Origin of the sequence: Ruminococcus sp. FMBCY1, from assembly GCF_023921805.1 — a bacterium.
Classification (GTDB): Bacteria; Bacillota; Clostridia; order Oscillospirales; family Acutalibacteraceae; genus Ruminococcoides; species Ruminococcoides intestinale_A.
This window is the reverse complement of record NZ_CP074197.1, coordinates 1,863,183-1,887,858: the sequence shown is the minus strand read 5'-3', so window position 1 is coordinate 1,887,858 and position 24,676 is coordinate 1,863,183. Positions and strand designations below refer to the sequence as shown.

Here is a 24,676-nt window from a genome sequence, read left to right as displayed (position 1 = left end):
CGGTAATTTTACCGAAACCGCAAAATGCAAATTAAATAAACTGAAATTACAGCTCAAAAGTTGATTTTTCAGGCAAAAGTTTTTCAAATGCGTCAATGACGCCCTGCTTTTTCACCTCAAAATCCGTAGTTTCGGCTGTATCGTTAATACAAATCATATTATGCTTTTGTGAAGGAATATCCCTGCACAAATCGGGATAATTATACTCCTTGACATGATAGCAGTATGCAAAGCTGTCCCTGCGGACTGTATAATTGCCTGCCGCCAACTGCCAGAACTTCATAAGCCACTGGTTTACATTGCCTGTTTTTCTGAATTTATCCATACAGGTAGAATCCAGCGCATCGTATTCTTTTTCCCAAATTTCTTCAAAAGTCGCTTTCATAAAGCTCGACGGAGTGTGCTGATAGTAAAAGCCCGGAAACCAATGCCACGGCAACAAAAGCGTAGTTTTTAAATGATTTTTCATTCCGTTCTTACCGCTATACCACTTTTTCCAGTCACGCTTAAAGACTTTTTCCTTATCGAAATGGTCGTTAATGATAGAAACATCCGCACCGTTAAAGAAACCTGCGCTGTCCTTATTAAAACAAATGCAGTCAAGCGCAAATGTGTCACAAGGCATACCGTCTTTGAAAAAGTCCTCCGGTTTAGTCGGTGCGGTAATAAACATATCGTCATTAAAATACACAAACTGTTCCGAAAGTCCCTTTATACGGTGCAAATTAAGCTCAATAGTATGTGAATTAAAGGTAGGAAGATACTTTGACGGAATGTAATCTTTATGATTTACAATGTTAAGTTTTGGGTTTGTTGTATCAAGCCACTTCGGCAGATGTCCCCAGGTGACAAAGTGAATTTTATTTACCCAAGGGGCAAACTTTTCCACACCTCTGAACCAATACTGCAAGTTGTCCCAATCTCTGAAACGAACTTCACTGTTGGCATTGGTGACCGTTTTGCCGTCATACTTGGCTTTTTCCTCCTGCCACTGCTTATCGTTGCCGTCAACCCAAATTATTACAAAATCAATCGGGTTTGTGTTTTTCTCTTCCATACATACCTCACGGCCATCTTTCTTTGACAGCCTCGTAATTTCTCTTTGAATTTTCCGTATCGTACAAGTCAAAAAATTCCTTGTGTCTGTTTAAATAAAGCTCTGTGTTCGCAAACGAACGCTGTGCCATCTGCTCTATATAGTTCATAAGTTCCTGTTCTTCGTTATAAACAGGGCCAAATCCGTCCTCAGTATAGTCAAAATAACCTTTGCCGTAGTGCTGCTCCGAAAATCTTTCATAATCAAACTGAAAATACGCAAGCGGCTTTTTCATATAAGCAAAGTCAATCTGTACGCTTGAGTAATCGGTAATCATAAATGCCGAGCTTTTCATAAGCTCCTGCACGGTGTATTCGGGATATTTGCAGATTGTAAGGTACGGATTGCTCTTTGAAAAGCAGTCGATAAATCTCTGCATATCCCTGTGCGGGTAAAACATAACAGTACAGCCGTACTTTTCGCAAATTTCTTCAAGTCGTTTGCTGTTGATTATTTTACTCCAATTTTTAAAATAATCGCTCTCGCAAAAAGCCTTTTTATCATCTTCAATGCTTTTTGAAAGTGCGTCTGTACCGATCCAGTCACGCCATGTCGGCATAATAAGTATCTGATTCGGCACTGTTTTAAAATCGTGAAGCTTGTCCCAGCGGGGAAGTCCGAGTAATTTTACAGTGCCCTCGGGATAACCGTAATTATTGTTTACATACTCCCATTCCCTGTATGTGCTGGTGACAAACATACTCATTTTTGTGTTTTTATAATAAAGAAAATCAATATTTGTAAGAATTACCCCATGTTGTAAAAACACACGGCTGTTGCGCAAAATTCCGTAAACCTCAAGCAGATAGCATACGGCATAGTTCGGCTTTCCGCCCTTTTGAGAACTGATGTTTACCTTTGCGGTAAGATATAAAATCCAGTGGGCAAAACTGCCGTACTTTACGGTTTTGCCGGTTTTTTTGACATTTTCGTAATCAACGCTGTTTTTATACACCGCATAAACGCAGTCCTGCTCGGGGTGATTTTTGCACACATATTCAAAAAAGCAAAATCCGTTGTCCGTTGCCTCCACTCCGTTATCGCACACAAGCCATAAATCTTTTCTGAAAATTTTATACACAAGTGCAATCGGCAAGGCAAATATAAACAGAAAAATATGCAGTATATCTCTCGGTTTTACATCTTTGAGTTTTTCAAAAAATCTTGACATACCGCCACCGTTAAGACATAAACTCTTCGTATAAAGGAAGCACCTCTTCGGTAGTGCCCTGCATCTTTACTACGCCATCGTGCAGCCAAAGAATATTGTCACAGAGTTTTCTGAGTGTGTCGGAGCTGTGCGATACAATAACAACGGTTCTGTCTTTGTTCATAATAAGGCTACGCATTTTTTCGTAGCTCTTCTTCTTAAACTTTGCGTCACCAACGCTCAAGACCTCATCAATAAGCATAATCTCGGTTTCGAGAATCGCCGTAATTGAGAACGCAAGTTTAGAGTACATACCGCTTGAATATGTCTTTACAGGGCGGTCAATAAAGTCACCGAGTTCGGAAAATTCAATGATTTCGTCGAGTTTTTCTTCAATCTGCGGTCTTTCAAAGCCTAAAAGCATACCCGAAAGGAAAATATTTTCCCTGCCGCTTAATTTATTCTGAAAGCCTACGCCGATTGAAAGCAAGGAAATCGAATGACCGTGAAGGTCGATTTCGCCTTCGTCAGGCGAGAAAATACCTGCTATAGCTTTTAAAAGGGTTGATTTACCACTGCCGTTTTTGCCGACAATACCCAAAATCTGACCCTTTTCAACCTCAAAAGAAACACCCTTTACAGCCTCAAAATACTCAATTTTCTTATTCTTTCTCGGTGCAAAAATAGACTTTAAAAGCGAAACCTTTTTAAAACATCTGTATTTAATTTTAACATTTCTGACTGAAATTGCTGATTCTCCCATAATTAAATCACCTTTACATAGCTGTTTTCGTGCTTATAAATCGTTCTGATGCCAATAACACTGATAACGATGCCAACAACAAACCACGCAAGCAATGCTACCCAGTGTGGATCCTGATTATAAATAAGCACTCGTCTTAAATCGCAGATAATAAGAGCTATCGGATTACATTTAATCAAAAGCTCACCCAAAATACCGTCAAGTTTATTTTCGATTGAATAGAAAATACCTGAAATGTAGAATCCGAGCTGTAGCACAATAGTAATTACATTGAGCAAGTCCTCAACAAATACGCCAAAGTGGAGCATAATTGTACTGCAAGCAAATGTGATTACCACCAAAAGGGCCATAATCGGCAGTGCCCAGAACATACGCCAGCTCAAAGGCACTTGGTAAATAATCATCAAAAGAACCGTAAGAGCATAGGATACGAGCATCTTAAAACCGTAAACACCGATTTTTTCAAGAATAAATATGTGCTTAGGTATATAAACTTTCGTGACAATCATCTTTTTGGACTGCACGACTTTTACGCAGCTTTTAACAACCTTGCTGAAGAACTGCCAACAGTTAAGACCGATAAATACGAATACCGGGAAATACGGCTCGCCGCTCTTAAATACAAGGATTGCGATAAACGAATACACAAGCATAAAGAAGAACGGATCAAGAATCCACCACAGCCAGCTCAAGAAAGAGCCCGCTACTTCGGACTTAAGTTCCGCCTTTGAAGAAAATACCGTGTAGTTAAAGAATTTTTTGATGTCCTTAAAAAATCTGCTCATCTTTAATAACTCACTTCCAAATCATAAAATTTCATTCTGACACATAATAACCTATCTTGAATTATATCATTATACTGTCAATATTTCAAGTATTGTGTATTTTTCGTGTGACGAATTTTGAGAGCTTTTCTGCAATTTTTCTGTTAAAGAATTTGCAAATAATACACATAATACTTACAATGTCTTAAAAAAAGAATTATTATACAAATTATACTTTACAATATTGTTACATTTAATTCGGCACAGAGTTTTTAACATAATTATAATATAATGTTAAAAACTTTGCCCGATTAAAAAATGACCGCAATCTTTATCGGATTTACGGTCATTTATTTTTTATTCAATTTACATTAATTATTGATATTTTCTTCAAGTTCGTCAACGCTTGTTTCTGTAATTACGGTGTTTCCGTTGTCAAACTTAAAGCTCATATTAAAATAATAATCGCTGTCTTTTCTGATAGCCGCTATGTATTTAAATGTAGTTGTTTTATCACTGTCAATCATTAAATTCAAACTTTGAGAATCATAATCACTGATAAAATATTTATAATTGTCGCTTACAACCGCAATCGGAATAATATAATCGGAAGACAGTCCGTCATAAGGAACTATGTCCGCATCTGTGTCTTCAGACGCTGAAATTTCCTTTAAATATACTTTTTTGCCGCTGTTACTGAAATTATCGGCATTAACGGTAAATTCATATATCGCAAAGGTTTCCGTATCATAAGCAACGCTGTCGTCAAAATCGCTTTCATCTAATGTAGCGCCGCCCGTTTGCAGGTTACTGCCCTTAATATAGGTATCATAAATATATTTTGTGCTCGGCTTTGTTACATCAGTTACTTTTACAGTACCGAAATCGGTATCTGCCTCTTCAAATAAACTGCTGTAAATTTTATCGCAGTTCTTTGTAAAAACAACCTTGCCTTTACTATCGCCGCACTCATAATTATAGTTTATCTTCAAACTGCCGTCCTCTTTACGATTTGAATCACAGCGATATATGGTAAATGTGTCGCTTGTATGCGGTTTTATTGTGAGTTTATCGGGATTTCCGTCAACGCTGACATTTGTAAACGAATAATTCATACTGCTGTCCTTGACGGTAACATTAAAATCATCAAAAGATATTGTGAAATCATCGTCGGTGGTATTTTCAACATAAAAATCAAACTTATACTCTTTCGGAGCATCATATGAGGATGTCATTGACTCTAACGAAAAAGCACCTGTTTGAATATCGGTCATTGTTATGCCGCCAAACAATGTTTCGGCTTTCTCTCCTACTTTGTATTGAGTAGAGTCAATTTTATCAACATCTGTGGGTTCCGACAGTTGTAAATCGAGACTGTTTACTATGGCAGACACTATTACAATTACCACACCTGCCAAAATTACTCCGCCGAGTATGCAGGCGGCAACAATTTTTCCTGTTCTGCCGCTGTTCTTTTTAGGTACAGGCGATTGTGTGGGAATAGGCGCAACTCCGTTCTGCCCCTGTACGGGAACATTTACAAAACCGTTTGGTCTTTGCTGTGGAATATAAGAAAAATTCGTCTGCTGTTGAGGCTGTGTACCCGAAAAATTACTTTGCTGCGGTTGAGCCTGAACATTTTGATAATTATTCTGTTGTGCAGTGTTGGCATAATTTGTATTATTTTGGTTTTGTTCTGCCGATGCAGAATTGTTTAAGGGTTGTTTGTTCTCAATATTTTTATATGGGTTCTGTTTATTTTCGGTTTGTGGTGATTGTGATTTAAGCGAAGTTCCGCACATTGTGCAAAAGTTGCCCTCGCAATCAAATCCGCAGTTTGGACATTTCATAATAAAGTTCTCCTATATTTATGTTTATACACTGCTATAATAAATCAAAAATAAACAAAAGTCAATGCATTTTTAGAATATTTTGCTATTAAATTTACAAAATTGTTGTTGAAATATTTTAGCCGCTGTTGTATAATTTTATTGAAATGTATCGAATAAACTTGCAAAATAATTGAATTTTTGCATTAAACAGAAAAAATATGAAATAACGGGAGTTTTAATTATGAGAGGATTGTATTCTTCAAAGACTAAAATTCGTCAGCAGATATTTACCGAAGTTGCTCGTTTTGCGTACGAGGGCGGTGATTATTCTAAATTTGAAAGTCTGCCTTACAAAATTATCCCGGGCGAGATTTCCACTTACAGAGAAAGCGTTTTCCTTGAGCGTGCCATTGTAGGTGAAAGACTGCGCCTTGCCATGGGACTTAACCTGTTGTCGGCAGATGAACAAGCGCCTATTTCGACAGGCGTTGAAGAAAGTATGATTGACGAAAAGGTATATGAACCGCCGCTGATTAATATTATTAAGTTCGCTTGCCACAGCTGTCCCGAAAAGCGTGTGTTCGTAAGCAACGGCTGTCAAGGTTGTCTTGAACACCCTTGTACCGAGGTTTGCCCGAAAGGCGCTATCTCAATCGTGCACGGCAAATCTTTTATTGACGAAGAAAAATGCATTAAGTGCGGCAAGTGCCAAAGTGCGTGCCCTTACAATGCAATTATAAAGCAGGAGCGCCCCTGCGCAGCTGCCTGCGGTATGAAAGCAATTCACAGTGATGAATACGGCAGAGCGGATATTGACTACAACAAATGCGTAAGCTGCGGAATGTGCCTTGTAAGCTGTCCGTTCAGCGCAATTGTTGACAAAAGCCAGATTTTCCAAACAATAAAGGCTTTACAGAGTGATACTCCCGTTTATGCCGCAGTTGCACCCGCCGTTGCGGGTCAGTTTGCAGGACTTCCCGCAACAAAAATAAGAAATGCGTTCAAGGCACTCGGCTTTGAAGATGTTGTAGAGGTTGCCGTTGGAGCCGATCTTTGCACCGTTGAAGAGGCAAAAGACTTTATGGAAGAAGTGCCTGCCAAACAGCCGTTTATGGCTACTTCGTGCTGTCCCGCATGGAGCGTTATGGCTAAAAAGACATTTCCCGACATTGCGTCTTACATTTCAATGGCTCTCACCCCTATGGTACTTACAGGCAGACTTACAAAGCAGGATCATCCGGGTTGCAGAGTAGTATTTATCGGCCCTTGTGCGGCTAAAAAGCTTGAGGCAAGCCGCAGAAGTATAAGAAGTGACATTGATTTTGTGCTCACTTTTGAAGAAGTGGCGGGAATGTTTGCCGCCAAAGAGGTAGATTTTGCGGCGCTTGAACCCGATGAAAAACCGCTTTCTTTCTCAAGTGCGGACGGCAGAGGTTTTGCCGTAAGCGGCGGTGTTGCAAAAGCGGTTGTAAATGCAATACACAGAATGAACCCTGAGCGTGAAGTAAAAATTGCAAACGCACAGGGACTTGACGAGTGTATGAAATTGTTAAGAATGGCGAAAGCAGGCAAATATAACGGATACCTGCTTGAGGGTATGGCTTGTCCGGGCGGCTGTGTGGCAGGTGCAGGCACAATAAATGTACCCGAAAAATCTGCCGCAGAAAACCTGAAGAGTAAAAAGAGCAGTCCATTTGAAACCGCCTGCGAATCTCCGTATGTAGACATTTTGCCCGAACTTGAAAACCTCTACAATGAGTTTTCTCATAAAAATAATGAATAATTTATGTCAGCGCACCAAACTTTAGATTTATAAATTTAGGTCAACCTTTTTTAAGGGTTGACCTAAATTTTGAATTTATTAAACTAAACTTTCTGTACTAAACCATAATTTATCCCAACTTTTGATAAAGAACCTTTAATTTTTAATAATAAATTTATCAAAAGCGCAGTAAAGCACATAAATCATTGCGAGTGCTATGCTGAACAGCAGAATAAATACCGGTGTAAATGCGGTAATTGAGTTCAGCGATTTTTCAATGAGAAACCATGGGCGAACAATATCCCACGAATTTACTCTTGCATATCTGCCGATATAAATTGCAAACGAACTGAGTAAAATCGTAATTGTACAAAAAGCAACACCCGTCGCCTTTCCGAAACGCTTATTTATTATTTTATGAATTATTCGCATTGACATCATTCCGAACAGCAACCCGAGTATAACCGTAACCGTCAAGTTCAGCACAATAAGCCAAGCGGTCACATTCGTTCCGATTTTTTCATATTCAAGATAAGCGGACTCTTTAAAATAGCTTGTATATTTTAAATCCGTCATCATATACGGCGAATTTGGAAAGAATAATAACCACAAAAGTCCAAATATTACAGCAGGAACAGCTTTTTTCTTACTGAAATAATCTTCGCACAGCATTGCCGCAAACAGCGGAATTACAGCAAGAATATCATTCCATACAATATACCACCAATGCGGTTCTTTTGCGTAAAATGTATACATCGCCGTTGAGATTATTATAAATATAAAGGAAAAATAAGCAAACTTCGCTTTGTTTCCCGCAAATACAGACTTCATATTGTCACCGCCTTGCATAATAAGTTATTATATCACGCTTTCACTGCGGTATCAATAAAATTTTGCAAGCAAAGTTAAAAGTTATTGTTTTTCGGTGCTTTATATGCTAAAATAATTATAATTATTTACGAAAAGAGCTGATAAGCTGTGGAAAAAGAAAACAAAGCTTTTAAAATATTCAGAGTTATAATTACCTTAATTGCCATTGTATTTTTATTGTTGTTTGTATCGGGCGCTCTGTGGGGAATTGTCAACATCGGCAATCTTGTGGGCGGATTGCTGTGTGTATGGCTGATTTTTGTATTCGGCACACGCAATAAGTACAAATCATTAAAAGAAAAACTCAAGAAAAATATATTCGGCAAAATTGTTCTGTACGGCATCAATTTTGGCTTTACCGCACTTCTTTGCTACGGTTTGATTGTTACGGGTCTAATGACATTTGCCTGCATACAACAGCCAAAACAAAATGCAACCGCAATCGTACTTGGCGCTCAAGTTACCGAGGACGGCCCGAGTATGATGCTTACAGGCAGAATAAACAGCGCCGTTAGATATTTGCAGGAAAATCCTGATGCAAAAGCTGTACTTACAGGCGGACAGGGCAGTAATGAACCGATGAGTGAGGCACAGGCTATGTACAACTGCATTGTCGAGGCAGGGATTTCTCCGGACAGGCTTTATATAGAAGACAAAGCGGTAAATACAGGCGAAAATATTGCATTTTCCGAAGAAATAATTAAAGCAAACGGACTTAACGAAAACAAAGCTATAGTTACAGACGGCTTTCACCAGTTGAGGGCGCAGATAATTACAAAACAACAGGGACTGAGCGGAAGTGTCGGCTCGGTAAATGCCGACACTTTCCCCGTTTTTATTCCTACATTTGCCGTCCGTGAATGGTTTGCACTGCCGAATCAGGTTCTATTTCGGTAGCCACAACCTCCGAAATATTTTCATTGGGCTGATATACCGCATTTCGCCTTGAATTGAGTTCATACGGATAAATTTCGTTATCGGTAACATCTACAATCGGTGAATGTTCAAAACCGTTGTTGCGTGACGGCAGTTCAATAGGATACCGCTCGTTGCGTTTGCTTTCTTTTCTATTCATAAAATTAACCACCTTTCCGGGTGGTTATATTTTTTGCGGATTTTTGTATTTTATGCTCACAGTTCTATTTTTTATGTTGAGATGAAAATTAAATTTAAAAATTATAAAAATTTGGTCGACCTTTTCAAAGGTCGTGGGTGTGGGCAAAGCCCACAAATACTTTCCGCTTATGCAAGCTAACGATAGCCGAACAGCTCGCTGTTTGGCGGCTTGAACACAACGGCGAAAGCCTTTAAAAGCGATAGCATCAAGAAAAGCCACTCATTAAACAATGAATAAATAAATTCTTTTCTACAAGGCTACCGCCTGTTTTAACAAACTTAGTTTCAGCACGCAAACAGCGTGGCTGTTTGCGCCTGATAAATTGTTGTATCGGAGGATTTTTATGGGCGCTGCCCAAACCCGCAAGCCTTTAAAAAGGCTTGACCTAAATTTTTAAGTCTATTTCTCAACTGTTATTTTACCCAAATTAAAGCAAAAATCCCGATAAAGTCGCACTTTATCGGGATAAAATTTTAATTAATGCTTAAATTTTGTACCGCCTTTTGATACATCCTGCTTTGGAAGTTCTACATCTGCGGTGTCAAATTTTCTCTTTTTGGTTTTGCCTGTTGCTGGAGCAAATTTGTATCTGCCACGGCTCTTTACTGTAGCAATAATAAAGTAAACAATACCTGCAACACTTAAAATCAAGCACACAATACCTGCATAAAGCATCCAATGTCCGTTATCGGATTTACTTGTGTTTTTCTTGATAAAGTTGAAATCATCGCCGTCGCTGTCGGTAAGAGATGCGTTTTTGAGATTTGCGGAAATATCGTTCCAATCGCTCTGTGAAAGCGTTTTATCGTCAATAGTATCTTTGCTTACAGAATACATCTGTGCAGGAGGCGCAGTGGTTTCGGGTACAGTATATGTTGACTGACCGCCGCCTACATATACATCGTCGCCGTCGCTGTAGTATGGCTTATCATCATAACTGTAAGTAGGCTCTTCATAATAAGGCTCTGTAGGCTCCGGTTCCGGCTCGGGAGCATATGTCGGTTCGGGCTCGGGAGCATATGTCGGTTCGGGTTCCGGCTCGTATGTCGGCTCCGGCTCGGGTTCCGGCTCATATGTCGGTTCCGGCTCGGGAGCAGGCTCGGTTTCAATAATTTCTCCGCCGCTTTCTTCGCCTTCAACCGCACTTACCGAAAAAGCAAATACAGAAAAACTGAGTGCAAGTACGGAAATTAAAGCAATTATTTTTCTTTTCATACTGTTGACTCCTTTCATATATTTAAAAGGTTATTAATCGGTTGAAAATATCTGCACTAAATGCCACACAAAGGCTGTGTGGCATTTTGATTTTTAAACTTTTACTTTGAAGAAGATGAACTTGAAGAACTTGAGCTTGAAGAACTTGAGCTTGCTGATGAGCTTTCAGGTTTTACAAAGTAAAGCTCAGGCTTATACTGATCAAGTACAGACTGATTCTTTTCACAATCTGTCTTTTGAGCAAGGTCATCAACATACTTTGCAAACTCGTCTTTTTTCATATCTGCAAGCAATTTGTTGCGCTGTGTTGAATCGTAAACATAGCTGTCAATGTCTGAGTTGATGTCACCCTTATAGATAAGGTAGTAAACCGCTGTATTGCCTGAACCTACCTTAACTGTCTTAGCCTCGTTCGCTTTCATTTCGCCGAGAGCTGTCTTAAGCTCATCGCCGAGTGAACTGCTTTTAAGGTTTTCTACAGCTGATGTTGACGGATCGTCTGTAAGTGAGTTAGCTGTCTTGTACTTATTTACAATATCGTCAAAAGAAGTACCGTTATTAAGTTCCTTTGCGTAACCGTCAAACTCGTCTGTAATCTTCTTTGCGTCTTCGTCGGAAAGCGCTGCATCTTTGCTGTTGTTTGACTCGTCGGTTGTTGACTCATAAAGATTTGCTTTTATGTACTTATAGTCTGTATAGTTTTCTGTAAAGTATGAAATAAATTCGTCATCCTTTACCTCTTTTGAACCGCCCTCACCGTAAAGCTTTTCAAATACTGCTGTGTATTTTGTGTTATAAAGTGTTGTGCAATATTCAAAGCTTTCAAAAGAAACACCGTAAGGCTCGTACTGGTCTTTATAAGGCATATAGTAGCCGTATGAAGCGTAAGGACCTACTGTCCAATATTCCTCGGCTGTTTTTTTAGCCGAATCTGCGGTAGCGCCGCTCATATCAATGCCGAGCTCCTCAACGAGGTTGTCAGTCACAATGTAATTAAGACACATTGTTTCTGCCTCGTTTTTGATCCAATCTCTTGCAATCGCCTTGTCGCCGTCATCGTCTGTAATCTCAAGGTCAAGCCATGAATCGGAAGCCTCGTCATATGAAGCAAGTTTCGACGCATAATTTTGAGCTTGTGAGTAAGCTGTTTTAAGCGAGTAGCTGTAAACGCCGATTGGCAATTCTACTTTATCTGTCCTGTAAGCCCATTCTGCATTAAGGCTGATTGGAGTGCAGCCAACCGCTGCAACAGCAATAATCAGTGCAAGCAACAATGAACCGATCTTTGCATATGGTTTCATAATATTTACCGTCCTTAAAAAATTCTATTTCACCCGTAAAATGACAGGGTGCGTACTTTATGATTATACACAAAAAAATTTGTATTGTCTATATATTTTCTAAAATTTATTGCTTTTTCGGCAAAATTTTCAGACAACTATCAGATTTTAAATACTTTTTTGAGCATATCAAGCGAAGAACCGCCGCCACATCTTATTGTAATGTACGGTTTGTTGCCCGCAGACAGCATTGCTCTGCCGTTGAGCCTTGAAAGAAGTTCTATAACCTTCGGCGATTTTATCTCTTTGACAAACAGTAAAACATTGGTATCCGTCTGCCTGATTTCGTAAATACCCATTGCGTTTGCACAGTTTCTTATAAGCGCAATATCAATAAGTCCGAGCACGGATTCGGGAATTTCGCCGAAACGGTCTTTGAGTTCGTCCTTAACATCAAGGCTGTCCTCTTTGTTGCGTATATCGGCGATTCTGCGATATACATCAAGTCGGAGAGTAAGGCTTTCTACATAGCTCTCCGGAATGTGCGCATTTACCGAAATATCAATAAGACAATCAAGGTCGGCAGACTGTGCGGCTTCGCCCTTTTCTTCGCTTACTGCCTCGCCCAACAGCTTAAGATACATATCGTATCCGACAGATTCCATATGTCCGTGCTGTTGAGCACCCATAATGTTTCCTGCGCCTCTTAATTCAAGATCTCGCATTGCGATTTTAAATCCGCTGCCAAATTCGGTAAATTCTCTGATAGCGGCAAGGCGCTTTTGCTGAATTTCTGTAAGCACTTTGTTTTTGCGGAATGTAAGATAAGCATAGGCTCTGCGATTGCTTCTGCCTACTCGTCCTCTTAGCTGATGCAGCTGTGAAAGTCCCATTCTGTCCGCATTTTCTATAATTAGCGTATTTGCGTTCGGCAGGTCAACACCCGTTTCTATTATAGTGGTGCATACTAATACATTTACTTCCTGTTCAATCATCATTCGCCATACTTCGCTAAGTTCGTGCTCTTTCATTTTGCCGTGACCTATGGCTATTTTTGCCTCGGGCACAGCCTCAAGAATTCTTGAGGCACAGGATTCAATAGTCGCAACATCGTTATGCAGGTAGAAAACCTGTCCGCCTCTTCTCAGTTCCTTGCGGATAGCCTCGTTAATTACCGCATCGTCATGTTCAAGAACATAAGTCTGTACAGGCTGACGGTTTCGTGGCGCTTCCTCGATTACACTCATATCTCTTAAACCGCTCATTGCCATATTGAGAGTTCTTGGAATAGGTGTAGCCGAAAGAGTAAGAACATCAACATTTTTGCAAAGTTCCTTAAAGCGTTCCTTTTGTGCCACGCCAAAGCGCTGTTCCTCGTCAATGATTGCAAGTCCGAGGTCACGGAACTCCACATCTTTTTGCACAAGTCTGTGCGTGCCGACCACCAAATCTACCTCTCCACGCTTTAGCTTTTCTATAGTTTCTTTCTGTTGTTTTGCCGTTCTGAATCGTGACAGCAATTCAATTCTTATCGGATAGCCCTCAAAGCGCTTGCACACAGTCTGGTAATGCTGCCACGCAAGAATTGTTGTCGGGCAAAGCAATGCGCATTGTTTTGAATCCGCAACGCACTTAAATGCCGCTCGCAGTGCCACCTCTGTTTTGCCAAAACCTACATCACCGCACAAAAGTCTGTCCATCGGTGAGGTTTTCTGCATATCTGTCTTGATTTCATCACAGCACCTAAGCTGGTCGGGAGTTTCTTCGTATTCAAACTTAGCCTCAAAATCGTGCTGCCATTCGTTATCTTGTGAAAAAGCATAGCCCTTTGCTTTCATTCTTGCGGAATAAAGTGCAATAAGCTCCTTTGCAATGTCCTTTACAGATGCTTTTACTCTTGACTTTGCTTTCTGCCAATCCTGCGAGCCGAGTTTATTAAGCCTTACACGACTGTTTTCGGACGGGCCGATATATTTTGCAACCATATCAAGTTGAGTTACGGGCACATAAAGAACATCGCCCTTTGCATACTCAATCTTGATGTAGTCTTTTACAATTCCGTGGGTATCAATTTTACGGATACCGCCGAAAATACCTATACCGTGAACGCTGTGTACCACATAATCGCCCTGCGAAAGCTCCGAAAGGCTGTAAACCTCCCGGCTGTCCTTTGATATTTTCTTTCTTGCTTTCTTTTTCGGCACATACGAAATATGCCCCTGTGTGATAATAAAGAATTTTTCGAGCGGATATTCAAATCCTGCGCTCAAAGTACCGGGCAATACAAATAATGCGTTTTTCTTTATTTCCGACAACTTATCGGCATACTGTGCGGGAATACCGTCATTTCTAAGCGAATCACAAAGGTTTTTTGCCGCCTTGTCCGTTCCCGCAAGCACAACACCGCAGCTTTCTGCAGTGAGCATACCGTTTAAGTCCTCCTCAAGCTGTTTGTATGAACCATTCCATACAGAAAGCTGTTTTGCAGAAAACGATACTATTTTTCTGAGAGGAATTGTTGTTGAACCGTGCACAAAGCCCTCAAGCATAACAATGCCGTGAGAAGTAAAAATATCAACACATTCCGCAAAAGTGAGTGAATACTTGTCAAGACCTCTGCAAAGAATGCCGTCCTCAAAGGCGGATTTTACGGTTTCTTCATTTCTGAAGTCCATTGCTCTGCCACGCTCTGAAATATTGTTAAACTCCGAAGTGAAAATCAAAGTATCTCTGTCGAGATAATCAAATAAGGTTTCGGCTTTATCATATAAAAGCGGAATAAACTTGTCGGTATTTGAAAGCATTGCGCCCGACCTGATGCTGTCCGCCTCCGAAAGCAGTGTTTCCTTAACCTGCGGAGCTTTTTTGCCTCGCACGCCTTTTGCAAGATTTTCTATTTTGTCGGCAAGCACCGTTCTGTCCTCAATAATTACCTCCGCAGACGGCGAAAGACGGATTTCGCCTGCCTTTTCCCCTCTTCGCTGTGTATCAATATCAAAGAAAGAAAGGTCGGTGATTTCATCACCCCAAAATTCCGCACGAACAGGATTTTCGGCATCAGGCATAAAGAAATCGAGAATACCGCCTCTTACAGAAAACTGACCGCTGCCCTCTACCGCATCAAAACGCTCGTATCCGAGCAGGGTAAGTGTTCGTACGGCTTTTTCTATACTGATTTCAAGGTCTTCTTTTAAAGTCAGAACACAGTCCCTCAAAAATTCCTTTGGCACTGTGAACTGCGACGCTGCATCAATACAGCTGACAACTACATCACATTCGCCGTCAATGAGTTTGAGCAGTACCTTAAGTCTTGCGTGTTCGTACTCTCTTGAGGCGCTCTGAATATCTCTGAAATTAAAATCACGCTCGGGGTAAAAATAAGCACGCATACCCATACTTGCAAGGTCATTACAGATTGTCTGCGCCTCTCGCTCGTCGGAGGCAACACAAAAGGCTGTGGCGCTCTTGCGGCAACACAGCGAATAGATAATATGTGCCTTGTGAACGGCGGAAAGTCCCGTAGCGCAAACACTGCCGCCATGCACAACAGCTTTTTCGAGTGAGTTAAAAACCTCACTGTTTTTAAAAACATCAACTAAAAATTTCATAATTCATCTTGCTTTAATTTTTTGTTCACTTTTTATTTATCAAAAATTGGGATAATTACCGATTTTTTCAACATTGTTTTATAAAAATGTTAATTAAACAAATTCATTGCTCTGTCGATTTTTCCGTCTGCCATAAGTTCAACGGCTTTTGCGGCATTTTCAAATACCTGTGCAAGTTTCTTCTGTTCATCGTTGGAAAATCTTGAAAGCACCCAATCCGCTAAATCCCACTCGGGTGTAGGCTTTGCGCCGATTCCTATTTTAACTCGTGGGAACTTATCACTGCCGCTTAAATATATAATACTCTTCATTCCTCTCTGTCCGCCGTCACTGCCCTTTGAGCGAATACGCATTTTACCGACATCGAGGGATATATCGTCAAATAATACTATCACATTTTCAGGTGAAATTTTGTAGAAATTCATCGCCTCTACCACCGCCTGACCGCTGTTGTTCATATATGTGGTAGGTTTCATAAGCATTGCCTTTCTGCCTGCTATATTACATTCGCCGACATAGCTTTTAAATTTTACTCTGTCAACCTTGCAGTCAAGACTCTCGGCTATTGCGTCAATCGCAAGCCAGCCTGCGTTATGACGGGTGTTTTCGTACTTTTTATCGGGGTTTCCGAGTCCTACTACCAAAAGCTCGACACCGCCGCCAAAGCTCTTTTTATTACCAAACATAAATACCTTCCTTTATATAAATTATTCTTTATTAAATTCAATTACAACCCAATCGTCATTGCCGAGGTGGTAAGGATTACCGCAATAAGGGCAATTATGCTCTCTTGTAGCGTCAAAACTGCCGCCGCAGCTTTTACAGCTTACCTTTTTAATAGAAAAACCTGCATCGGCTATTGCATTAATGTTTTTGCAAACAACAATTCTGAATTTTTCTTTTGCTTTTTTTACATCTCCGCAATCAATTTTTAAAACCGTGGTATATGCCGTAATATCGACATAACAATAAGATCCGTTTATTTTAAATCCGTTAAATTTAACGGTTGAGTCGTATTTTACATCTATTATGTCTTTAAATTTATTTTGCATAGGCTTGCCGTCATATGCCGCAAGATTAGTGTAATCGTCACTGAATATCATCAGTTTAATAAGATTTATAACCTTGCCGATAAAAAATTCATAAGAAAAATTCGGGTCAATCTGTCGCATAAGTTTTGGCAGTTTTGTCTTTGCCTTTATATGAGGGCCAAGCAAAAACATACTTTTTATTGCGCCGAATATAAGGTACATAAACATACCTAAGCCCCACAAAAGATATCCGCAAAACGCACCGCCTATAAGTCCGTATAAAGTGCAGAATATAATATTCATTATGAAATCACTGTTTTCGGGCAAAAGATTGCCGTTTTTGTAATTTATAAAAAACAAACTGCCGGCAAACGCAAACATAGTAATCAAAACAACGGCTATAGCTGAATTTTTTACTACTTTTTTTCCGCCTGCAACTTCTTTGATTGCATAAAAGTTGGTAACTTTAGGGAACAAATCGTTAATAATAAATCTTGTTTCGCAGCTTTTACAGCCTGTCAGAAGTTCTCTGATACCGCTGACCGCACCGCAGTTAGGGCAGGCAAGAGCACCGTCAGCATTCTGATTAAGAAGTCTTGTAACGGCAACATATAAATTCTGTCTTATTTTTGATTTTCTTTTCTTTTCATTATTAACATAGACCGTTTCTGTGGTTTTGTAATCCTTACAGCCGATAACGGTCTGATAGTCGCCTTTGTCGGGAACTGTAAAACATTTTACCGCTCCGTCTTTAAAAGTGCTGTCTTTGGTGCTGAAAACAGTTTCTATCTTTGCGTTATGCTCGTCAAGTCTGTGCTTTTGAAGTTCAAGAGCATAGTTTACATCAAGCGAGGCGATTTCGGGCACATTTCCCGCTACAGTCCATTGTGAATATTCATCTACAAATTTATCTATAATTACATTGTTTTCATTGCCTTTATCAAATGTTAAATTAAAAAGATCCATTTCTTTATTATACCTCAAGCAGTTCGTATAACTGTTATGTCTGTTGTTTTTAGGTTAAATTATGATTTAGCACACGGTTAAGATTAAATGATTTTAAAATTTAGGTCAAGCCTTTAAAAAGGTCGAACAAACTTTTTGTAATCGAGGATATATATTGTTATTTTTCAAAATCTGTTTCCCGACCGAAAGTTTGTAAGCCGTAATCCATTAATATTACTCCCATATTTAGAGCAAAACAAAAATAAATCTATTTTCAAATATTAAAATCTTTCAAAAGGCGAAATGGCGGGTTATTTGAAACCCGCCTGTATAATCGCTATTTAATTTTCGGTTCATTAACCAAATGCAGGTGTAAACGGCTTGTCATTGTAAATTCTTGCGATAGCCTCTGCAAATGTAGGAGCAACAGGAAGAACTGTGAACTTGTCAATCATCTTCTCCTGCGGAACAGGGATTGTATCAAGAAGAACAACCTCTTTGATTGCGCTGTTCTTAATTCTCTCGATAGCAGGACCTGAAAGAACTGCGTGTGTAGCACAAGCATAAACTTCAGTAGCACCGCCCTTTTCAACTATAGCGTTTGCTGCGTTGCAAAGTGTGCCTGCTGTGTCAATCATATCGTCAACAAGGATAACCTTTTTGCCTCTTGCGTCACCGATGATGTTCATAACTTCGCAAACATTAGCCTTTGGTCTTCTCTTATCAATAATAGCAAGACCTGTGCCAATCTTAGACGCAAAGTTTCTTGAACGGGTAACCGAACCGAGGTCAGGAGAAACAACGATGTATTCATCAAAGTTTCCGCCGATTTTCTCTCTCATATAGTTAGCAAGGATAGGAGAACCATAGAGGTGGTCAACAGGGATATTAAAGAAGCCCTGAATCTGGTTTGCGTGAAGATCCATTGTAAGCACACGATCGGCACCTGCTGATGTGATGATGTCAGCACAAAGTTTTGCCGAAATCGGATCTCTTGCCTTAGCTTTTCTGTCCTGTCTTGCATAGCCGAAGTAAGGCATAACTGCTGTAATTCTTGCAGCGGAAGCACGCTTCATGGCATCAATCATAATAAGCATTTCCATTAAATTGTCATTTACCGGAGTGCAAGTTGACTGAACGATAAAGCAATCGCTGCCTCTTACAGATTCCTGAAGAGAAACCGCTATTTCACCGTCAGAAAACTGAGTACATTCGCTCTTACCAAGCGGAACTCCAAGGCTGCCTGCAATTCCTTTGGCTACATTTACATTTGAGCTTCCGGTAAAGATTTTAATGTCTTTTCCGTGAAAATTCATTGTAATCGCTCCTTTTTACTCTATAGTTTGTATTCTACTATTATCTTAACAGGTATATCCCCTGTCTTTTGCAATATTGTTAAGCTCCTCAAGCTGTGCGGGATCATTTGCGCCGAGCACTGTGTCGCTGCACTCTGCGGTATAAACGCCTACCTTACAGCCGTCCGAAAGCAAAAGTTTTAATGCGTCGGGCAAATAATATTCCTTTGCATTATTATCGGATGAAATTCTGCCGAGCACAGACAAAAGCTTTTCTGCGTCAAACCAGAAACCGCCCGAATTTACTTCCTTAATCTTAAGGATTTCTTCACTGCCGTCTTTCTGTTCTACGATTGACTTTACATCGCCGTTTTCGTCACGGACAATTCTGCCGTAGCCTGTAGGGTCGTCAACCATTGCGGAAATTACAGTTGCACTTGATTGAGTGTTTATGTGCTGTTCAAGTGACTTTTCAATGGTTTTGCTGTCCATAAAAGGTGCGTCGCCGTTTAAAATCACCACGCTGTCGCCTTTGTGACTTTCAAGAAAGTCTTTAGCCATCATTACTGCGTGGCCTGTACCGAGTCGCTCTGCCTGATAAACCGTTTCAACCTTAAAATCAAGTGTTGACACAAATTCATCTATACATTCTTTTTTAAAGCCCTTTACAATGCAGATGTCATTAACGCCTGCCTTTTTAAGTGAAGAAATAACCCACTCAAGCATAGGCTTGCCAAGTACGAGCGAAAGTGTTTTCGGCTTGTCGCTTTTCATACGCTTGCCTTCGCCGCCCGCAAGAATAATCGCACAATTATTCATATGTAATCTCCTTGGTATTCTGTAATTTGTGTGTTTACTTTAATATGTACACACAACAAGACATATTAATATTATCGCATAAAAAATACAAATTTCAAGAGTATTTTACAAAAAAACAACATTAGGGGTAAATTTAAACGATTTATACAATATTGATGAAGTATAAAATTGAATTTTATAGGAAAAAATTTTAAAAAATCTATAGCTATTTTGAACAAACTTTGTTATAATTATGTGTAGGCTTATACAAGCGGGCGAATTTTGACACAATTTTCGCCACAGCCGTATAATTTATTATTTTTAGGAGGATTACCAAAATGGCAAACAAATGGGTATACCTTTTCTCAGAAGGTAATGCTAACATGCGTGAGCTTCTCGGCGGTAAGGGTGCTAACCTTGCAGAAATGACAAGTTTAGGACTTCCTGTACCACAGGGCTTTACAATTACAACAGAGGCTTGTACTCAGTACTATGAGGACGGCAGAGAGATCAACGAAGAAATTCAGGGTCAGATCAACGAGTACATCGGCAAGATGGAAGAGATCACAGGCAAGAAGTTCGGTGACTTAGAGAATCCGCTCCTCGTTTCAGTTCGTTCAGGTGCCAGAGCATCAATGCCAGGTATGATGGATACAATCCTCAACCTCGGTCTTAACGAAGAAGTTGTTGAAGTTATTGCAAAGAAGTCCAACAACCCTCGTTGGGCTTGGGACTGCTACAGAAGATTTATTCAGATGTATTCTGATGTAGTTATGGAAGTTGGTAAGAAGTACTTTGAAGAGCTTATCGACGAAATGAAGGCTAAGAAGGGCGTTACACAGGACGTTGAGCTTGACGCTGACGATCTTAAGGAGCTTGCTTCACAGTTCAAGGCAGAGTACAAGGCTAAAATCGGCGTTGACTTCCCTGACGATCCTAAGGAGCAGCTTATGGGCGCTATCAAGGCTGTATTCCGTTCATGGGATAACCCAAGAGCTAACGTATATCGTCGTGATAACGATATTCCTTATTCATGGGGTACTGCAGTAAACGTACAGTCAATGGCATTCGGTAATATGGGTGACGATTGCGGTACAGGTGTTGCATTTACAAGAGATCCTGCTACAGGTGAAAAGAAGCTCATGGGTGAGTTCCTTACAAACGCACAGGGCGAAGACGTAGTTGCAGGTGTTCGTACACCAATGCCAATCGCTCAGATGGCTGAAACATTCCCTGAGGCATTTGCTCAGTTCCAGACTGTTTGCAAAACTCTTGAGGATCACTACAGAGATATGCAGGATATGGAGTTCACTGTTGAGAACAAGAAGCTCTATATGCTCCAGACAAGAAACGGTAAGAGAACAGCTCAGGCTGCTCTTAAGATTGCTTGTGACCTCGTTGACGAGGGCATGAGAACAGAGGCAGAGGCAGTTGCTATGATCGACCCTCGTAACCTCGACACACTTCTCCACCCACAGTTTGATGCTGCTGCTCTTAAGGCTGCTACACCAATCGGCAAGGGTCTTGGTGCTTCACCGGGTGCTGCTTGCGGTAAGGTTGTATTCACAGCTGAAGATGCTGAGGCTTGGAACGCAAAGGGCGAGAAGGTTGTTCTCGTTCGTCTTGAGACTTCACCTGAGGACATCACAGGTATGAAGGCTTCACAGGGTATCCTCACAGTTCGTGGCGGTATGACATCACACGCTGCTGTTGTTGCTCGTGGTATGGGTACTTGCTGTGTATCAGGTTGCGGCGACATCAACATGGACGAAGCTAACAAGAAGTTCACACTCGCAGGCAAAGAGTTCCACGAGGGTGACTACATTTCAATCGACGGTTCAACAGGTAACATCTATGACGGTGTTATTCCAACTGTTGACGCTACTATCGCAGGCGAGTTCGGCAGAATTATGAGCTGGGCTGACAAGTACAGAAAGCTTAAAGTAAGAACAAACGCTGATACACCTGCTGATGCTAAAAAGGCTCGTGAGCTCGGTGCCGAGGGTATCGGTCTTTGCCGTACAGAGCATATGTTCTTTGAAGAGGACAGAATCGCTGCATTCAGAGAGATGATCTGCTCTGATACAGTAGAAGAGAGAGAAGCTGCTCTTGATAAGATTCTTCCTTACCAGCAGGGCGACTTCGAGGCTCTTTATGAGGCTCTTGAGGGTAACCCGGTTACAATCAGATTCCTTGATCCGCCACTCCACGAGTTCGTTCCTACAGAGGAAGCTGACATTGAGAAACTTGCTGCTGCTCAGGGCAAGAGCGTTGAAGCAATCAAGGCTATCATTGCTTCACTCCACGAGTTCAACCCAATGATGGGTCACCGTGGCTGCCGTCTTGCAGTAACATATCCTGAAATTGCTAAGATGCAGACAAAGGCTGTTATCCGTGCAGCTATCAATGTTAAGAAGGCTCATCCTGATTGGACAGTTAAGCCTGAAATTATGATTCCGCTCGTATGCGAGGTTAAGGAACTTAAGTATGTTAAGAAGATGGTTGTTGAAACAGCTGACGCTGAAATCGCAGCTGCAGGCATCGAGCTTGAGTACGAAGTTGGTACAATGATCGAGATTCCAAGAGCTGCTCTTACAGCTGACGAGATCGCTACAGAGGCTGACTTCTTCTGCTTCGGTACAAACGACCTTACACAGATGACATTCGGCTTCTCAAGAGATGACGCAGGTAAGTTCCTCAACGCTTACTACGATGCTAAGATATTCGAGAACGATCCATTTGCTAAGCTCGACCAGACAGGTGTTGGCAAGCTCATGGAAACAGCTATTAAGCTCGGTAAGCCTGTAAACAACAAGCTCCACGTAGGTATCTGCGGTGAGCACGGCGGTGACCCATCATCAGTTGAGTTCTGTCATAAGATTGGTCTTGACTATGTATCATGTTCACCATTCCGTGTGCCGATCGCAAGACTTGCTGCTGCTCAGGCTGCTATTGCTGAGATGTAATTCAGTCATTTTTGTACTGATATTATATAGCGTAATATTTTGGGCTGTCCCGTTTTGGGACAGCCCTTTTGCATTGCTTAAATAATAAAAAATCAGAACAAGGCTTTTTAAAGTCTTGCGGGCTTTGCCCACACCCACAAACTTTGAAAAGTCATAATTTATTCGACATCATATTATTGAAAAGTCATATTATTTGTGATAAAATTTACTTGAAAAGTCAGAACGGAGGAAATGATATGCTCTACAGAAAAATCGAAAAATTGATTGACGAACATTTAAAATCTGACACTCAAAAAATTCTTTTGATTGACGGCGCAAGGCAGGTCGGAAAAACATATATTATTCGTTATGTAGGTCAAAGATTATTTGAAAATTTTATTGAAATAAATATGGTTGAAGATTCCATAGGCGACCGTCTTTTTGCCAATACAAAAACTATTGAAGATTTTTATTTGCAAGTAAGTATGATTGCAGGCAATAAAATGAAAGCTAAATCCGACACATTAATATTTATAGATGAAATTCAGGCATATCCGCATTTACTTACACTGCTTAAGTTTTTATCTCAAGATAATAAGTTCACATATATAGCAAGCGGCTCGCTTTTGGGTGTAACATTGTCGCAAACAACATCAATTCCTATAGGAAGTATTCGTAAAGTACGAATGTATCCGCTTGATTTTGAAGAATTTTTGTATGCTAACGGAATGAATGAATTTGTAATCTCCGCAGTGCAAAATAAATTCAAAGAATTACAATCACTTGATGAAAATATGCACAATAAAATGATGGATTATTTTCAAAAATATCTGCTTATAGGCGGTCTTCCGGATGCAGTCAACTCATATCTTAATGAAAAAAATATTCAGTCCGTGCGAAATATCCAAAACGAAACACACGATTATTATGCAGCAGACGCATCAAAATATGATGAAGAAAAAAAGCTAAAAATACGCAGAATTTATGATCTTATTCCTTCTAATATGGAAAATAAAAAGAAACGAGTAATAGCAAAAAACATTGAAAATAAAAAAGGCAAAACTTTTACAGATTACAGTGATGAATTTGAATATCTTATAAGCGCCGGCATAGCACTTAATGTACAGGCAATTTCCAATCCTGTTTTTCCGTTAATTGAATCCACAGGAAAAAATCTGCTGAAACTATATCTTAATGATGTGGGTATTTTGACAAGTATTTTGTACGGTAATAATATCAGAGCAATTTTGGATAATAAAAGCAGTATAAATCTTGGCTCGGTATATGAAACTGTAGTGGCAAGCGAATTGACTGCGCACGGATATAAATTATTTTACTATGACAACCGCAGTAAGGGCGAAGTTGATTATTTGATAGATGACTATAACAGCCTTTCGGCAGTACCTATTGAGGTTAAATCGGGCAAAGATTACACAGTTCACAGTGCTCTTAATACATTTGTACAAAATGAAGACTACCACATAAAAAAAGCCTTTGTAGTATCAAACGAAAGAAAAGTTCAGACAAAAGGCAAAATAACTTATATTCCGATTTATTATATAATGTTTTTTAACGCTAATTCAACTTTGGAAAACAATATAGAATTTTAACACAGCTGAATTATAAGGTAATATAAATAATTTATAGTTTAGCAAAATAATTATAAAAGGCTGACTCGGTATCAATTGCCGAAGTCAGCCTTTTTAGGGAGAGTATATTAAGAAAGAAAAAGAATTTGCAAACTTTTAAATCACATTAACATATTAAATAATTTTAAATTCTTATGAACATACCTTACATACATCCATAGAATAGACCATATTATCTTTTGCAACCATTGTAAGCGGCATTTCAGGCAAAATTATGTTAAAGCCTACAAGGAAGCTTTCTTTACCGCCATCGTGAAGTCCCGTTACAATTCTTACGACATTATTTTTCTTGGCAAATTCAGCCGCTGCACGATCTGCGTTCTTATCAAAAAGCACTGTCATATCCGCACCAAACTGTTTTGATACCATATTAAGGTATTCAATCTGCCAAGCTGCCTCGGTGTAATCGTGTGTAGGCTCAAGCACAGACAATACTCTTAAGTCGCAGTCCGTATCGTCTGCAATCTGCTTTGCAATCTTAATAATTCGGTCGCAATCAAACTGCAGTGTTACACAAGCAAGCACTACAGCACGCTTTTCAGTATTCATTTTGTCA

Annotated in this window: 19 protein-coding genes; 4 read left to right on the top strand and 15 right to left on the bottom strand. The window is 40.0% G+C overall.

All coding sequences use genetic code 11. From position 1 onward, the window contains the following. Window positions 1-46: 46 nt before the first annotated feature. The 5 genes from KGF34_RS09230 to KGF34_RS09210 form a co-directional block, all read right to left on the bottom strand. Window positions 47-1,057, bottom strand: a complete 1,011-nt coding sequence (locus KGF34_RS09230; RefSeq protein WP_252558822.1) for a stealth family protein — start codon at window positions 1,055-1,057, stop codon at window positions 47-49. Window positions 1,058-1,064: 7 nt separating this feature from the next. Further along, entirely contained in the window at window positions 1,065-2,267 is a 1,203-nt protein-coding gene (locus tag KGF34_RS09225) for a CDP-glycerol glycerophosphotransferase family protein (RefSeq protein ID WP_252558821.1), read from the bottom strand. Between the two features lie 10 nt (window positions 2,268-2,277). Continuing rightward, the gene (locus KGF34_RS09220; RefSeq protein WP_022235570.1) at window positions 2,278-3,009 is read right to left on the bottom strand and encodes an ABC transporter ATP-binding protein; all 732 of its coding nucleotides are present in this window, start codon (window positions 3,007-3,009) and stop codon (window positions 2,278-2,280) included. A gap of 2 nt (window positions 3,010-3,011) precedes the next feature. Beyond that, on the bottom strand, window positions 3,012-3,794 hold the full coding sequence (locus KGF34_RS09215; RefSeq protein ID WP_186936027.1) for a polysaccharide ABC transporter: 783 nt from the start codon (window positions 3,792-3,794) through the stop codon (window positions 3,012-3,014). Window positions 3,795-4,144: 350 nt separating this feature from the next. Then, complete coding sequence (locus tag KGF34_RS09210; RefSeq protein ID WP_252558820.1) at window positions 4,145-5,623, bottom strand: hypothetical protein; 1,479 nt, start codon at window positions 5,621-5,623, stop codon at window positions 4,145-4,147. 223 nt (window positions 5,624-5,846) lie between these two features. Between KGF34_RS09210 and KGF34_RS09205 the strand changes: the two genes are divergently transcribed. After that, window positions 5,847-7,388, top strand: coding sequence for a 4Fe-4S dicluster domain-containing protein (locus tag KGF34_RS09205; protein ID WP_252558819.1), 1,542 nt, complete (start codon window positions 5,847-5,849; stop codon window positions 7,386-7,388). Between the two features lie 135 nt (window positions 7,389-7,523). On the opposite strand, the gene KGF34_RS09200 is transcribed toward KGF34_RS09205, so the two are convergent. After that, a complete protein-coding gene (locus KGF34_RS09200; RefSeq protein ID WP_252558818.1) occupies window positions 7,524-8,198 on the bottom strand; it encodes a DUF1361 domain-containing protein in 675 nt (224 codons plus the stop codon). 147 nt (window positions 8,199-8,345) lie between these two features. Here KGF34_RS09200 and KGF34_RS09195 point away from each other — a divergent pair, with 147 nt between their 5' ends. Next, a complete protein-coding gene (locus KGF34_RS09195; protein WP_252558817.1) occupies window positions 8,346-9,134 on the top strand; it encodes a YdcF family protein in 789 nt (262 codons plus the stop codon). Here KGF34_RS09195 and KGF34_RS09190 read toward each other — a convergent pair. The 8 genes from KGF34_RS09190 to KGF34_RS09155 form a co-directional block, all read right to left on the bottom strand. Beyond that, entirely contained in the window at window positions 9,079-9,312 is a 234-nt protein-coding gene (locus KGF34_RS09190) for a hypothetical protein (protein WP_022235588.1), read from the bottom strand. The two genes, KGF34_RS09195 and KGF34_RS09190, sit on opposite strands and share 56 nt — an antisense overlap. Window positions 9,313-9,831: 519 nt before the next feature. Then, the gene (locus KGF34_RS09185; RefSeq protein ID WP_252558816.1) at window positions 9,832-10,569 is read right to left on the bottom strand and encodes a hypothetical protein; all 738 of its coding nucleotides are present in this window, start codon (window positions 10,567-10,569) and stop codon (window positions 9,832-9,834) included. A 101-nt stretch (window positions 10,570-10,670) separates the two neighbouring features. After that, the gene (locus KGF34_RS09180) at window positions 10,671-11,870 is read right to left on the bottom strand and encodes a hypothetical protein (RefSeq protein ID WP_195410356.1); all 1,200 of its coding nucleotides are present in this window, start codon (window positions 11,868-11,870) and stop codon (window positions 10,671-10,673) included. Between the two features lie 140 nt (window positions 11,871-12,010). Continuing rightward, a complete protein-coding gene (mfd, locus tag KGF34_RS09175) occupies window positions 12,011-15,457 on the bottom strand; it encodes a transcription-repair coupling factor (protein ID WP_252558815.1) in 3,447 nt (1,148 codons plus the stop codon). 89 nt (window positions 15,458-15,546) lie between these two features. Next, the gene (gene pth, locus KGF34_RS09170; protein ID WP_252558814.1) at window positions 15,547-16,143 is read right to left on the bottom strand and encodes an aminoacyl-tRNA hydrolase; all 597 of its coding nucleotides are present in this window, start codon (window positions 16,141-16,143) and stop codon (window positions 15,547-15,549) included. Window positions 16,144-16,164: 21 nt separating this feature from the next. Next, the gene (locus tag KGF34_RS09165; RefSeq protein ID WP_252558813.1) at window positions 16,165-17,454 is read right to left on the bottom strand and encodes a YrzE family protein; all 1,290 of its coding nucleotides are present in this window, start codon (window positions 17,452-17,454) and stop codon (window positions 16,165-16,167) included. Window positions 17,455-17,789: 335 nt separating this feature from the next. Continuing rightward, window positions 17,790-18,749, bottom strand: a complete 960-nt coding sequence (locus KGF34_RS09160; RefSeq protein ID WP_252558812.1) for a ribose-phosphate pyrophosphokinase — start codon at window positions 18,747-18,749, stop codon at window positions 17,790-17,792. Between the two features lie 45 nt (window positions 18,750-18,794). Further along, the gene (locus KGF34_RS09155) at window positions 18,795-19,547 is read right to left on the bottom strand and encodes a sugar phosphate nucleotidyltransferase (protein WP_252558811.1); all 753 of its coding nucleotides are present in this window, start codon (window positions 19,545-19,547) and stop codon (window positions 18,795-18,797) included. Between the two features lie 317 nt (window positions 19,548-19,864). On the opposite strand from KGF34_RS09155, the gene ppdK reads away from it, so the two are divergent. After that, the gene (ppdK, locus tag KGF34_RS09150; protein ID WP_252558810.1) at window positions 19,865-22,492 is read left to right on the top strand and encodes a pyruvate, phosphate dikinase; all 2,628 of its coding nucleotides are present in this window, start codon (window positions 19,865-19,867) and stop codon (window positions 22,490-22,492) included. A gap of 236 nt (window positions 22,493-22,728) precedes the next feature. Then, window positions 22,729-24,081, top strand: coding sequence for an AAA family ATPase (locus KGF34_RS09145; protein WP_195410383.1), 1,353 nt, complete (start codon window positions 22,729-22,731; stop codon window positions 24,079-24,081). A 171-nt stretch (window positions 24,082-24,252) separates the two neighbouring features. Here KGF34_RS09145 and KGF34_RS09140 read toward each other — a convergent pair whose 3' ends face one another. Then, on the bottom strand, window positions 24,253-24,669 hold the full coding sequence (locus tag KGF34_RS09140; RefSeq protein WP_186936048.1) for a hypothetical protein: 417 nt from the start codon (window positions 24,667-24,669) through the stop codon (window positions 24,253-24,255). Window positions 24,670-24,676: the final 7 nt, after the last annotated feature.